Origin of the sequence: Ruminococcus sp. CAG:379 (assembly GCF_000434255.1) — a bacterium.
In the GTDB taxonomy this organism is placed as follows: domain Bacteria; phylum Bacillota; class Clostridia; order Oscillospirales; family Ruminococcaceae; genus Ruminococcus_F; species Ruminococcus_F champanellensis.
Genome location: NZ_FR894915.1, coordinates 1 through 14,021, shown reverse-complemented (window position 1 = coordinate 14,021; position 14,021 = coordinate 1). Strand labels below are relative to the sequence as shown.

The window sequence follows — 14,021 nt, the reverse complement described above, 5'->3', positions numbered from 1 at the left end:
ATTCCGCATCCGCCCGCAGGTACACGTCAATGGAGGCGATATCGTAGTACGCCTGCCCCACATAGTAATCCCGGCTCTGACCGTTCCAGACCCACAGCAGATTGTTCAGCCCGTGGTACGCCGTCAGTCGGTCATACAACAGCCGCCACAGCCACTGATAGGCATCCGCACCATCGCTGCCCCACCAATACCAGCCGCCGCCGGCTTCATGCAGAGGGCGCCACAGCACGGGCACATCCGCATCCTTCAGACGAGCCAGCTGCCCTGCCACCTGGTCGATGCTCTCCACCAGGGCATAGCACTCCGCGCTGATCTTCCGCTGATCCAGCAGCTCCTGCAGTTCCTCCGGATCCAGCTGGGCGATGTCCTCTCCGGTCACTGCCTTGCTGAGCCGGAAGTCCGTCTTGTCCGCATACACGCTGCCTTGCTCCATGGGGGCAGTCCAGTACCACATAAAGCCCACCACGCCGCCGGCACGGGACCAGGCAATGGCAGCCTCAATCTCCTCTGCGTTTTCCGTATCCTTGTCCGTATAGCTGCCCAGATCCCCGAACCGGATCACCGGGTACTGCCCCGTGATGTTGTGGATCAGCTCCAGCTCCTGATTCTGGGCGCTGGAGGCATACTGCCCGGTAAGCATGGTCTTGCCGTAGCAGGATGCCAGATTCCGCAAAAGTGCCTTCGCCTCCGGAGAAGCGTCCTCGTTCACCGGCTGGGATGCCGCATCCTCGTAGGAGATCTCGTACAGATCTGTGTTGTTGGTCAGCGTAAAGCTGTCCAGATCCAGTCCGCCGTCAATCTCCTCAATGGAAAGCCGTGCCTTGCCTGCCTCGATGAACACCCCGTGAAAGGTCACATGCAGGAACTCTCCCTTGCCGGCAATGGTAAATTCGCCAATATCCTCGCCGTTGACCAGCAGCGTGTTCCGCACTTCCTCGTCCGCCGCAGCGCACAGGGTAATGTCATAATGCTGGGTGGCAGGCACTTCGATCTCCACGACCACCTTGTTGTCCGCATCCCCGTCAAAGCCCGTCACATAGCCGTCTCCGCTGTAGCCCTCCCGTTCGTCGGACACCTCCAGATTACCATACAGTCTGCCCTCCTCCGCCTCGGCGGACAGCTCCGCATTCTTCTGCTCGATGGCAGGGATGTCCAGCTCGTACACTTTTTCCGTAGTACCGGTCATCTCCGTGGTAGGCACTGCCGTATTGCCGTTGGGGATCCCCCGGTTGTCGTTGCAGCTGACCCATACCAGGGACAGCCCCAGGATCGCCGCAACGCCGGTGCTGATCCAGGTCCATCGCTTTTTCTGTGCATCTGTGAGCATGCTCTTACTCCTTACTTCTCATTCTCCCGGGGCGTCAGCCCATAATGTTTGCCGCCGGATACCGGGAACTCCAGTATATCCTCTGTCCGGGCACAGGCAATGGTCACGCCGTCGCATACCACATCCATGGGCACACCGGTGCGGATCCGGCACAGCCCATCCTGATCCGGCGTTACCACCGCCCGGGTCAGCCTGGCATCCTGCCAGAACAAATCCACCGTGTATGCGCCCTTGGCACGCAGACCCGTGACGCTGCCCTTTGCCCACTGGGACGGCAGAGCAGGCAGGAACTGCATAACGTCTCCATGACTTTGCAGCAGCGCCTCGCATACTGCCGCCGTACCGCCAAAATTCCCGTCAATCTGGAAAGGAGGATGGGAATCCAGCAGATTGGGATTGGTGGAATAGGCAAGCAGCTTCTGCATATTCTCGAACACCATTTCTCCGTCATGAAGCCTTGCCCACATGTTCATGATCCAGGCACGGCTCCAGCCCGTATGACCGCCCCCATGCACCAGCCGCCGCACCAGGGTGGCACGGGCAGCATCCGCCAGCTTGGGGGTATCCTCCGGGGTGATCAGATCCGCCGGGTGCAGGGCGAACAGCTGGGAAATATGCCGGTGGCCGATCTCCACCTCGTCGTAATCCACCGCCCATTCCTTGATCTGTCCGTACTTACCGATCTCCGGCTTGGGGAGCCGGGGCAGCATCTGCCGGATCTTCTCCAGCAGGGGGGATTCCCGTTCCAGAATCCTTGCCGCCTCCAGCACATCCGTAAACAGCAGGGTGATGATCTGGCTGTCCATGCTGGGGCCGATGCACAGGCTGCCCTTGGCGCCGCTTGCCGTCAGGTATGTATTCTCCGGGGAAACGGAGGGGCCGGTGACCAGCTGTCCGGCGCTGTTTTCAAACATATATTCTGTAAAGAACTGCGCCGCCCCACACAGGGTATCAAATTGCTGCGCCAGGAAATCCCAGTCCAGGGTGTACTGATAATGCTCAAAAATATGCAGGCACAGCCAGGCTGCTCCCATGGGCCAGATGGTGGCAGGCATCCACCGATCCTGGGGAGCGCAATCCCCCCACAGATCCGTATTGTGATGGCACACAAAGCCGCCGCAATGATACATATCCCGGGCGGTCTGCTCCCCGTTGGGACGCATCCGGTGGATCAGATCAAACAGGGGCAGATGGCACTCGGACAGATTACATCTTTCAGCACACCAGTAGTTCATCTCTGTGTTAATATTCACCGTAAACCGGGAGCCCCAGGCAGGCCACATATCCTGGTTCCAGATGCCCTGTAAATTCAGGGGCTGACTGCCGGGGCGGCTGCCGGAGATCATCAGGTATCTGCCATAGTTGAAATACAGCTCCGTCAGCTTGTTGTCCAGGATCAGTCCTGCCGCATCCTTCCCGTCAAAATCGTTGCCCCGCAAACGGCTCAGCCGGGCATCCGTGGGCAGCTGGGCACCCTCGCCACTGTTATCCTCCAGTTCCAGCTTCACCCGGTCAAACAATGCCCGGTAGTCGTCCACATGCCGCACCATCAGCTCATGAAAGCTGCAATCCGCCGCATACTCCGCATCCAGCTGTGCAGCCTCCAGGTATCCTTCTCCCTTGTAGAAGCTGGTCTGTACCGCCAGCAGCAGGGTGGCTTCATCCGCCCCCTCCACGCAAAGCTGGTTGCCCCGGGTAAATGCTCCGCCCCCCTGGACAGCGGCTGTCATCACCACCGCAAACTGAATGCCCTGCTGACCGCCCTGTCCGCCGGTGACGCAGATGGAAGCCTCTCCATCCGGCCGGTTCTCGTCATAGTAATCGTCCCTGCCGCCAAAGGATGCGGCAAAGGACACCTGCCCCGGCTGATCGGCGGACACATGCAGCACCAGCACGTTGTCCGGCTCCGACACAAATACACTGCGCTGATACTGTACCCCGTCCAGGGTATACTCTGTCAGGGCAATGCCGCTGGACAGATCCAGGGTGCGCCGGTACGCCGTGCTGTGGCTTTCCTTGTGGAACACCACGTCCAGATCCCCCAGGGGCATATAATGCCGGCTGTTCTCCGGACAGCCCTGCATGGTCTGAAACGCCAGTTCCTCCGCTTCGCTGATCTTTTCCTGCTGCAAAAGCGTCCGGATCTGCTGCATTCCCTGGTACGCATCCGGATTGTTCCGGTTCCGCAATCCTCCGGACCATATGGAATCCTCATTGAGCTTGAGGTGCTCCGCCTCCACGCCGCCGAACACCATGGCGCCCATGCGTCCGTTGCCCACCGGCAGAGCCTGGTCAAAATTTTCCGCAGGCTTTGTATACCAAAGCAATGTTTCCTGTCCCATAGGTTCCTCCTCATACGCATAATCAATTTATTATACCACACCTTTTGAAAAAATGCAAAGGCTCCAAGGGGTGATTTCTGTCGATCCCCCAAACAGCAAAAAGCCTTCGGAGGCATTCCCTCCGAAGGCCTTGCACAGTGGCTTATCCCACCACCTGTTTTGCAATATCCACCGATTCCTTGGCATCCTTGGCGTAGTAATCCGCCCCGATCTGGGCTGCATAGTCTGCGGTCAGCACAGCGCCTCCCACAACCACCTTGCAGGGCACGTTGTTGGCATGCAGCTGTCGGATGGTTTCCTCCATAGCGCCCAATGTGGTGGTCATCAATGCGGACAGTCCCACCAGCTTGACCCGATGCTCCAGGGCAGCCGCCACAATGGTTTCCGGCGGCACGTCCCGCCCCAGGTCGATGACCTGGTAGCCGTAATTCTCCATCAGCACCTTGACGATGTTCTTGCCAATGTCGTGGATGTCCCCCTTCACCGTTGCCAGAATCACCTTGCCCCGGCTCACCGGCACCGCATTGTGCGCAGTCAGATAGCTGCGGATCTCCCCGAAAGCAGCCTGTGCCACCCCTGCTGCCTGGATCAGCTGGGGCAGGAACAGCTTGCCCTGCTCAAAGGCAGCCCCCGCCTTGTCCAGCGCCGGGATCAGCTGTCCGTTCACGATCTCCATGGAATCCATCTGCTCCAGTAGCTGCCGGGTGATCCGGGCACCCTCCTGCTTCAGCCCGTTTTCGATGGCGAAGGACAGGGTCATATCCGCCGGTGCCGCCGCCGGCTTTGCCTTTGGCTCTGCGCTGCCGTAGGCGGCAATAAAATCAACGGCATTCTTGTCAATGTTGGCAAGCAGGCAATAGCTGCGGACAGCGTCCATCATGGATGCCACATTTGGGTTCATAATGGGCAGATCCAGTCCGTTTTGCAGTGCCATCAGCAGGAAGCTGTGATTCACAAGCTCCCGGTTGGGCAAGCCGAAGCTGATGTTGGACACACCCAGCACGGTTTTCAGCCCCAGTTCCTGCTTGACCCGATGCAGGGCGGACAGGGTCTGCACCGCACCGTCCTGCTCCGCCGATACGGTCAGAGTCAGACAGTCGATATACACATCCTCCCGGCGGATGCCCAACGCGAGGGCACGATCCAGGATCCGCTTTGCAATCTGAAATCTGCCCTCTGCCGTCTTGGGAATCCCCTGTTCATCCAGGGTCAGCCCCACCACTGCTGCACCGTACTTTTTCACCAGGGGCAGTACCGTGGACAGGGATTTTTCCTCCCCGTTAACGGAGTTCACAATGGGCTTGCCATTGTAGATCCGCAGTGCCGCCTCCAGCACCTGAGGCATGGTGGAGTCCAGCTGCAAGGGCACATCCACCACTCCCTGGAGCGCCTTCACCGTCCGCACCATCATATCCCGTTCGTCAATGGAGGGCAGTCCCACATTCACGTCCAGAATATCTGCGCCCCCGTGTACCTGGGTAATGGCCTGCCCCAGGATATAGTCGATATCCCCCCGAAGCAGCGCTTCCTTGAACAGCTTCTTGCCGGTGGGATTGATCCGTTCCCCGATGACTCTGGGACGATCGATGACCACCGTCCGGCTGTAGGAGCATACTGCCGCCGGCACCTGTACCTGCCGGGGCGTAAAGGGCAGATCCGCCACTGCTTCCCGGACTGCCCGGATATAATCCGGGGTGGTGCCGCAGCAGCCCCCAAGCAGCTTGACCCCCAGCTTTGCGATCCGGGTCATGCTCCTGGCGAACTCCGCCGGGGATACATTGTACTGGTTGGTCACCGGATCCGGCAGTCCGGCATTGGGCTTAATGAGCAGGGGCAGGGTCGTCCACCGGCACAGCTCCTCCACCACCGGGTACAGCTCATCCGGGCCGATGGAGCAGTTGATGCCCATTGCGTCCACTCCAAGCCCCTCCAGGGTCAGTGCCATGGCGGACACGCTGCATCCGGTGAAGGTGCGCCCCGTATGCTCAAAGGTCATCAGGGCGATCACCGGCTTGCCGTTGCCATGCTCCTTTGCCGCCAGCACCGCCGCCCGGATCTCGTACAGATCCGTCATGGTCTCGATGAGGATCAGATCCGCCTCCTGTCCCGCATCCACCTGTTCGGCGTAAAGATCATACGCCTGCTCAAAGGTCAGAGAGCCGGTCGGCTCCAGCATCTGCCCGGTGGGGCCCAGATCCAGCGCCACCAGGGCTTTCCCCGCCGCAGCCCGTCTTGCGCACTGAATGGCAGCCGGGATCACCTGCTGCACCGTGGCACCGCTGCCTGTCAGCTTTGCCCGGTTTGCCCCGAAGGTGTTGGAGCAGATGATATTGGAGCCAGCCTCCACATAGGCACGCTGCACCTGCTCCACCAGCGCCGGATCCTTCAGATTCAGCAGCTCCGGCCGTTCTCCTGCCTGCATGCCCCTGGCCTGGAGCATGGTACCCATGCCTCCGTCAAGAAATATGTAATTGTTCTGTAAAAGCTCTGCAAAGGTCATGTTGCATCCTCCTTCATAGGTTCCGGCACTGCTCCGTAGGCGCAGCTTCCCCGGTATGCGCAGCGATCCCGCATGGAACAGGTGGCACAGCCCCGCAGCCGTTTCGGGGGCTCGGTTTCCGACAGCCCGATCAGGGCGGTCACGGACTTGGTGGGGGTCAGCAGCAGGCTGTCCGTGGCGCACAGACCGATCCGCTTAGGGGCATCCAGAACTGCCAGCAGCATAGGCTGCACCTCCAGGGGAAAGTCCCCGTAGCCGGGACTGAACCGCCAGGTCTGGTACAGCTCCGGCAGTGTACGGTGCAGTTCCCCGGCAGCAGCATCACAGACCTGTTCAATAGCTGCGCTTGCCAGGGCGTCATACAACAGCGCATCGGTCATATCCGTTGCCTGCGCCTGCCGCAGGCACTGATCCACCGAAGCGGACAGGGTGGCAGCCAGCAGGGCGGCATGGCTGCATCCTGTCAGATGGGCGGCAATGTCCCTGCCTGACAAGGGCATGCTGCACCCGGTCAGCGCCGGCTGCTCTCCGGTCCAGGTCAGCGGAAACACCCGGTACATGTACTGGGGGTGCATCATCTCCAGCAGTGCCTGCTCACAGTCCGCAAGCCGCCGGACAGTGGCATCGTCCGGGGTGCGGCTGCCATAGCCCAGATATCGCTGCGCCTGGCTCCGGTCGATGCAGGTGAGTGTGACTTCCATGGTATCCTCCCGTCAGATCCGCCAGTCGATCTCCGGCATGCCCTGCGCCCGGAGAAATTCGTTGGTTTTGGAAAAATGCCGACAGCCGAAAAAGCCGTTGTAGGCGGATAGGGGGCTGGGATGGGCGCAGGTCAGCACCAGATGCCGGGGAGCGGTGATGAGCGCCTGCTTCGCCCGGGCATTGGCACCCCACAGCAAAAACACAATGGGCTGTTCCCGGTGATTCAGCAGACGGATGATGTCATCCGTCACCTGCTCCCAGCCCTTGCCCCGGTGGCTGTTTGCCTCCCCTTCCCGGACGGTGAGCACTGTATTCAGCAGCAGCACGCCGCTTTTTGCCCAGGGGATCAGGGTGCCCCCCTTTCCCAGATTGTCAATGCCCAGGTCATCCCGCAGTTCCTTGAACATATTCACCAAAGAGGGAGGCGGTGCAACGCCGGGACGCACGGAAAAGCACAGACCGTGAGCCTGCCCGGGCTGGTGATAGGGATCCTGTCCCAGGATTACCGCTCTGGTGTCTGCGTAGGACGTATACCGCAGTGCATTGAACAGATCGTACATATCCGGATACACCCGGTGGGTGCTGTATTCCCGGATCAGAAACTGCCGCAGCTGCTGATAGTTTTCCGACGCAAAGGTATCCTTCAGCAGCTCATCCCAGTCATTTCCGATATGAACCATAATGCTTCCTCCTGTGTATGCAAAAAGCCCGGACAGAATCCCATCCGGGCTTTGACCTATTTATTCTTGTTCCGCAGCAGAAGCAATGCCACTGCTGCCGTGACCATCACGGAAATCAGAGTGGGAAACCAGGTATCCGGAATGGGTAGATGGGCGGTGTTCATGCCGTAGAAGCTGAACACCATGGTAGGAATCGCCATGATGATGGTGATGACAGTCAGCCGGGACATGACGGTATTCTGGTTGTTGGCAATGACGGATGCAAAGGCGTCCACCATAACCGACAGAATGCCGGTGTAGATCTTGGTCATTTCCGTTGCCTGTTTCACCTCGACCAGCACATCCTCCAGCAGATCCTGATCCTCCTCGTACAGCTTCATGACCCTGCCCCGCAGGATCTTTTCCAGGGTGATATTGTTCGCCTTTAAGGAAGTGGAAAAGTAGACCAGGGATTTCTCCAGTCCGAGGATCTGCACCAGCTCTTTGTTTTTCATCGCCACACTAAGCTGCTTCTCGATGTGGTAGGAGATCTTGTCAATCTGTTTGAGGTACTGGACAAAGCCGGCGGTGATGCGCATCAGCAGCAGCAGCACGAACCGGGTTTTGTGCATGGTCTGTAAATTCCGGATGGCGCCGTTTTCAATGGCATCGATCACGGGACAGTGCTTGAGACTGATGGTGAATACATACTGGGCGGTGGTAATGATGCCCACCGGCAGGGTGTAAAACAAAAAGGTCTCATCCTGTTTTTCCGCCACTGCGGTATCCACGATAATCAGGGTCTGATTTTCTTCCCGTTCCACACGGGAGGATTCCTCCTCATCCAGAGAGGAGCGGACAAAGTCCCGGTCAAGCCCGTATTGCTCGATCAGAACGTTTACCTCGTCCGGGGTAGGCTCCACCACGGAGACCCAACAGCCCGGCTCCGGCTTGGATAGCCGTGTCAGCTCGGAGCCGACAGTCTTGAAATAGCTGATCATAATGCTGCCTTTCTGCGGCAGCACGGCTGTTCGTCAATGCTCCCGCAAGTGTTTTAATTGTACCCATAAGTACGGGTCAGGATTCATGACGAACCTCCTTTTTCTTGTGTGCGGTTTTGCACAGTTGGTGTGACAGCGTCGGATCCGGCGTCCATACACACTACGTTTATTATACCACAGGATCCTCCTGGTTGCAAGGGAAATCCAATAAAAAAGCGCCCCTGCACAATACAGGAGCGCCATATCCCGGGCAACACGGACGCCCTATTTTCTTTTTTCCAGAATCCTGGCACAATCCGCACAGCAGTCCCGTTCATCCAGTTCCAGTGCAGGACTATAACCCCTGCATCCGCACAGGGCACAGGTGTGGATATACTTTTTTGCAGCAGGATCCCATTTTTCAAGATAGAGGGAATATCCCCGCTTGGTATGCTTGCTGTGTGACATTGCAACCCTCAGTTCACCAATTCGCTGACTGCCGCATTGGACAGCAGCATGCCGGCGTTATTCTTGATGCGCTTGTATTTCACCAGGGGCAGAGAGCGCTTCAGCACCCGCATAGCCTCCACCAGCCGGGGGCTGTCCTGGGGAGATGCATAGCCGGAACTGACAAACTGGGCAATGTGATTTCCCAGCAGGTACAGGGCATACTTCCGGGTGTCGTGGGCCATGATCCCGGCGCAGGACACCTGCAGCAACGCCCCTGCCCGGCTCAGAGCGAACATATCCTCCACCTGAATGGTGTTGAAATACCGGTCGATATCCGTCAGAACGGGCACCAGACCGCTTGCCACATGAAAGTGATCGAACAGGGTCATCAGCGCCGGGTCAATCACCTGCCCCCGGGGCAGACAAACCAGCACATAGCCGGTGCGCTCCACCCGGAACCGGTCGATCCTGCCGCATTCCAGCACAGCCGGACACAGCAGCACCTCCGCACCCAGTGCCACATGGGGCAGAGTCTCCCCCTCCATTGCCTGCCGCAGCCGGGCATAGGCAGCCTCACGCCGTGCCAGAAACGCATCCGCCGTTTCCGTTTCCGGATTGAAAAAAGGCGTAGCGATCACGGTCTTGACCCCGTGGTCATGGAGCGTTCGCAGCATAGCAAGGCTCTCCGCCGCCGTTTCCGGCCCACAGCCCATTCCGGGCAGTACATGGGCGTGAATATCGATGTACTTGTTCATGTGGCACCCCTCCGTTCCCGGGCAGCCCTCCGGTATGCAGGGCTGTCTCGGCTGTCAATCTTCCGTTCTGTCACGTTCCTGTATGCTTCATTGCACAGGGGTAATGTTCCAGATGTCTGCTGCGTAGTCCCGGATAGTCCGGTCGGAGCTGAACTTGCCCGCATGGCACATGTTCAGCCACTGCTTCTTCGCAAATTCCGCCCGATCCCTGTAGTCGGAAATGGCACGGAGCTTTGCCTCCACATAGGACTCCAGATCCCCCAGCAGGTAGTAGTGATCCGGACGATGCCAGCTTGCCCCGTCCAGCAGGCTGTAGTACAGCTCCCGGAAATCTCCGGTGCCCCCGTCGGATACGGTACCGTCGATGAGGGTGCTGACCACCCGGCGGATCTTCTCGTTGTCCGCAAAGAGCCGGCGGCTGCTGTAGTCCGGCATGATCTTTTCCAGTTCCTCCACCCTGGCGCCAAAGATATAGTTGTTCTCCTCCCCGGCTTCCTCCACGATCTCGATATTCGCCCCGTCCAGGGTACCCAGGGTCACCGCCCCGTTCAGCATCAGCTTCATGTTGCCGGTGCCGGATGCCTCCGTACCAGCGGTGGAAATCTGCTCGGAAATATCCGCAGCCGCCACCAGCTTCTCCGCATAGGATACATTGTAGTTGTGGACAAATACCACCCGGATCAGATCCCGCACCTGGGGATCTCCATCCACCAGCCTGGCGATTTCGTTGATATACTTGATGATGCCCTTTGCCCGCCGATAGCCCGGCGCAGACTTTGCCCCGAACAGGAAGGTGGTGGGGGTAAAATTCTGAATGCTGCCGTCCTTGATGCCGAAATAGATCCACAGAATGGAGAAGGCATTCAGCAGCTGCCGCTTGTATTCATGCAGCCGCTTGATCTGAATGTCGAACACCGTATCCGGGTCGATCCGAACGCCCTCCTGCGCCAGTACATACGCCGCTAGCTGCCGCTTCTTTTCCTGCTTGATGGCAGTAAAGCGCTGCAATACCTGTAAATCCCGGGCATAGGGCACCAGCTCCTCCAGGGCATCCAGTTGGGTGATCCACCGGTCGCTGCCCAGAAGCTCCGTGGCAAGACCGGACAGCTCCCGGTTGCACAGGGCAAACCAGCGCCGCTGGGTAATGCCATTGGTCTTGTTCTGGAACCGCTCCGGATACAGCCGGTACCAGTCCTTCAGTGCGGTATGCTTCAGGATCTCCGTGTGGATCTTCGCCACCCCGTTGGTGTGAGCGCTGGCATAAATCGCCATGTGTGCCATATGCACGCAGCCATCCCGGACGATTCCCATGGCTGCGATCTGCTCCGCCGTCCAGTCCGGCTTTGCATACAGCTCCGCCATCAGTGCCTCGTGGATCTGGAGAATTACCCCATACACCTCCGGCAGCAGCTCCTCCACCAGACCGCAGTCCCACTTTTCCAGTGCCTCCGCCATAATGGTGTGATTGGTGTAGTGGAACACCTGCTTCGCAATGGACAACGCCTTGTCAAAGGCAACCCCATCCTGCATCAGCAGCCGGATCAGCTCCGGAATGGAGATCACCGGGTGGGTATCGTTCAACTGGATGCTGACAGCCTGCGCCAGGTCATCATAATTGTCGTGGGATGCCCGGTATTTCCGCAGGATATCCGCCAGGGATGCGGCGCTGAAGAAATACTCCTGCTTGAGCCGCAGCAGCTTCCCCTCCCGGGTGTCGTCGTTGGGGTACAGGACTCTGGAAATATCCTCTGCGGCAATGCTTTCCGCAGAAGCCTCCAGATAATGCTGCTGATTGAACAGCTGGAAGTCAAAGGTATGCACCGGCTCCGCCTGCCACAGCCGCAGGGTACTGATGTGCCGGGTCTTGCAGCCGATGATGGGCATATCATAGGGCACTGCCCGGACGGTCTGTCCGGCGTAGCGGATCTCCACCGCATCCGCCTCACAGCGCACCGACCAGGGATCTCCCCACCGGGTCCAGTCATCGGCGGTCTCCTTCTGGAAGCCGTCCTCAAAATGCTGCTCAAACAGCCCGTACCGGTAGCGGATGCCGTAGCCGTCCAGGGGCAGGTTCAGAGTCGCCGCACTGTCCAGAAAGCATGCAGCCAGTCTGCCCAGCCCCCCGTTGCCCAGGGCAGCATCCGGGATCTCATCCATAGCAGCCAGGGATACGCCGTAGGGACGCAGGGCTTCTTCCACTGTATCGTAAAGATCCAGGCACAGCAGATTGTTCTGCACAGCCCGCCCCACCAGAAATTCCATGGAGAAATAGCATGCCCGTCTGCCGGACAGATGCGCCTGACGGCTTGCACGCCAGTCCGGTGCAATGGTCTCCATCACCGTGTCCCCGATGGCACTGTGCAGTGCCTGGGGAGTCGCCTTGTCCGGGGTGGTACCCAGCTTTTTGCACAACGCCTGTTCAAATTCCTTATGATCCATCTGTATCTCGCTCCTTACTTTCGACCGTAGGTACGGTTCAGCCGGCGGATCCGCCGCTGCAGCTTTTCTGTGTATTGCTCCGCCTTGGTGCGGTAGCACCAGTTGCCCCCCAGGGTGGAGGGCAGGTTCATTCTGCCTTCGCCGCCTGCCTTGAGAAAATCCTGCATCTGGGCAATTGCCAGCTCCGCAATGCTGGACCATGCCGCACGCACCACTGCCGCCGGCACATCCTGCCTGCTTTCCACATCCAGGTATGCGCGGGCAAAGCGCAGGGGTTCCCGATTCAGGGTTTCTGCCCAGTGCAGCAGGGTGTCGTTGTCGTGGGTGCCTGTGTACACCACGCAGTGGGAAGTAGTATAATTGTGGGGCAGGAATTCATTGTCCGCATCGCTGTCAAACGCAAATTGCAGCACCTTCATGCCCGGATAGCCGGTCTCCGCCAGAAGCTTCCGCACCTGGGGCGTGATATTGCCCAGATCCTCCGCAAGAATGTTCAGATCTCCCAGCTTCTGCTGCGCCGCCTGGAACAGCTCCAGACCCGGCCCCGGCATCCAGGTGCCGTGCTCGGCGGTTTCCTTCTTTGCCGGAATGGAGTAATAGCTTTCAAAGCCCCGGAAGTGGTCGATGCGAACCATGTCAAACAGCTTGCTCACATACCCCAGCCGGTGGATCCACCAGGCATAGCCCGTTTTTTTGTGTTGCTCCCAGTGATAAACCGGATTGCCCCAAAGCTGCCCGGTGGCAGAGAAGCAGTCCGGCGGACAGCCTGCCACCTCGGCGGGACGGTTCAGCACATTCAACTCAAACAGCTCCGGATGTGCCCAGACCTCCACACTGTCTGCGGCAGTGTAAATGGGCAGATCCCCGATGATGGAGATTCCCTGCTCGTTGGCGTATGCCTTGAGCTGGTACCATTGCCTGAAGAACTGGTACTGGATGAATTTATGAAAGGCAATGTCCTCCTTGTAGGTTTCCCTTGCCTGATCCATCGCTTCCTTCTTCCGGCGGCGCAGGGATCTCCCCCACTCCGTAAAGGGCTTGCCGTCATGGGCAAACTTCAGCGCCATGTACAGGGCGTAATCCTCCAGCCAGTCCTTCTGCGCCTCCACAAAGGCGTCAAAGTCCGGATCCGGCTTTGCATTGGAAAAGGCGATCCGCAGCACTTCATAGCACTGGGTATACAGCAGCGCATAGGGAATGGTGCTGCTGTCCTCCCCCCAGTTCAGACCGTCATAATCCGCCGGCACCAGCAAGCCTTCCTCCGCCAGCAGATCAAGGTCGATCAGATACGGGTTTCCTGCATAGGTACAGCAGGACTGATAGGGGGAATCCCCATAGCCCGTAGGTGAAAGGGGGAGCACCTGCCAGCAGGATACCTCCGCACCCTTCAGAAAATCTACAAATTCATATGCCGCCTTGCCCATTTTCCCGATGCCATGCCGGGAAGGCAGACTGAAAACAGGGAGCAAAATACCACTTCTACGCATTATGATACCTCATTTCAAAACAAATCAGCCAACCGTAACCTTTTTCAAAGGAACTGGGAGGCTGCATTGCCGGACGTTGTGCCCAACGCCAGCAAAACAGACAGACCGCCGACTCTGCCTACAACTATCCACGTTATCATTCTAGCATATTTTTTCACTGGAATCAAGCCCATTTGCATTTTTTATATAAGTGTGCTATACTGGTAAAAAACCATGCGAAATGAGGCAAACCCATGGGAAAACGGATCCTTCTACCCCTGGCAGCTGCGCTGCTGCTCACCGGATGCAGCAGCATGCAGCACATTGAAAACGGCAGCAGCATCAACGAGACTCAACCAACCACCACCGCACCGGCACAGACCACTGCACCGCCCCCTGCC

General features: G+C 58.5%; 9 protein-coding genes. All 9 read right to left on the bottom strand.

The genetic code is table 11. The features are described from left to right. On the bottom strand, nt 1–1,327 hold a 1,327-nt coding region (locus tag QVO51_RS09125), incomplete at its 3' end, for a glycosyl hydrolase (RefSeq protein WP_288168059.1). Nucleotides 1,328–1,338: 11 nt separating this feature from the next. Next, the gene (locus tag QVO51_RS09120; protein WP_022358154.1) at nt 1,339–3,669 is read right to left on the bottom strand and encodes a glycoside hydrolase family 95 protein; all 2,331 of its coding nucleotides are present in this window, start codon (nt 3,667–3,669) and stop codon (nt 1,339–1,341) included. Between the two features lie 142 nt (nt 3,670–3,811). Further along, complete coding sequence (locus QVO51_RS09115) at nt 3,812–6,169, bottom strand: homocysteine S-methyltransferase family protein (RefSeq protein WP_022358153.1); 2,358 nt, start codon at nt 6,167–6,169, stop codon at nt 3,812–3,814. Beyond that, nucleotides 6,166–6,870 carry a vitamin B12 dependent-methionine synthase activation domain-containing protein gene (locus QVO51_RS09110; protein ID WP_022358152.1) on the bottom strand — a complete coding sequence of 235 codons (705 nt, stop codon included), beginning with the start codon at nt 6,868–6,870 and terminating at the stop codon, nt 6,166–6,168. The genes QVO51_RS09115 and QVO51_RS09110 overlap by 4 nt, the downstream gene beginning before the upstream one ends. Before the next feature lie 12 nt (nt 6,871–6,882). Then, nucleotides 6,883–7,551 (bottom strand): uracil-DNA glycosylase, encoded by a 669-nt coding sequence (locus QVO51_RS09105; protein WP_022358151.1) that lies wholly within the window; start codon nt 7,549–7,551, stop codon nt 6,883–6,885. Between the two features lie 56 nt (nt 7,552–7,607). Then, nucleotides 7,608–8,531 carry a magnesium transporter CorA family protein gene (locus tag QVO51_RS09100; protein ID WP_022358150.1) on the bottom strand — a complete coding sequence of 308 codons (924 nt, stop codon included), beginning with the start codon at nt 8,529–8,531 and terminating at the stop codon, nt 7,608–7,610. A 455-nt stretch (nt 8,532–8,986) separates the two neighbouring features. Beyond that, complete coding sequence (locus QVO51_RS09095) at nt 8,987–9,715, bottom strand: CpsB/CapC family capsule biosynthesis tyrosine phosphatase (RefSeq protein WP_022358148.1); 729 nt, start codon at nt 9,713–9,715, stop codon at nt 8,987–8,989. An 87-nt stretch (nt 9,716–9,802) separates the two neighbouring features. Further along, entirely contained in the window at nt 9,803–12,154 is a 2,352-nt protein-coding gene (locus QVO51_RS09090; RefSeq protein ID WP_022358147.1) for a glycogen/starch/alpha-glucan phosphorylase, read from the bottom strand. Between the two features lie 14 nt (nt 12,155–12,168). Continuing rightward, a complete protein-coding gene (malQ, locus tag QVO51_RS09085) occupies nt 12,169–13,641 on the bottom strand; it encodes a 4-alpha-glucanotransferase (RefSeq protein WP_022358146.1) in 1,473 nt (490 codons plus the stop codon). Nucleotides 13,642–14,021 lie beyond the last annotated feature (380 nt).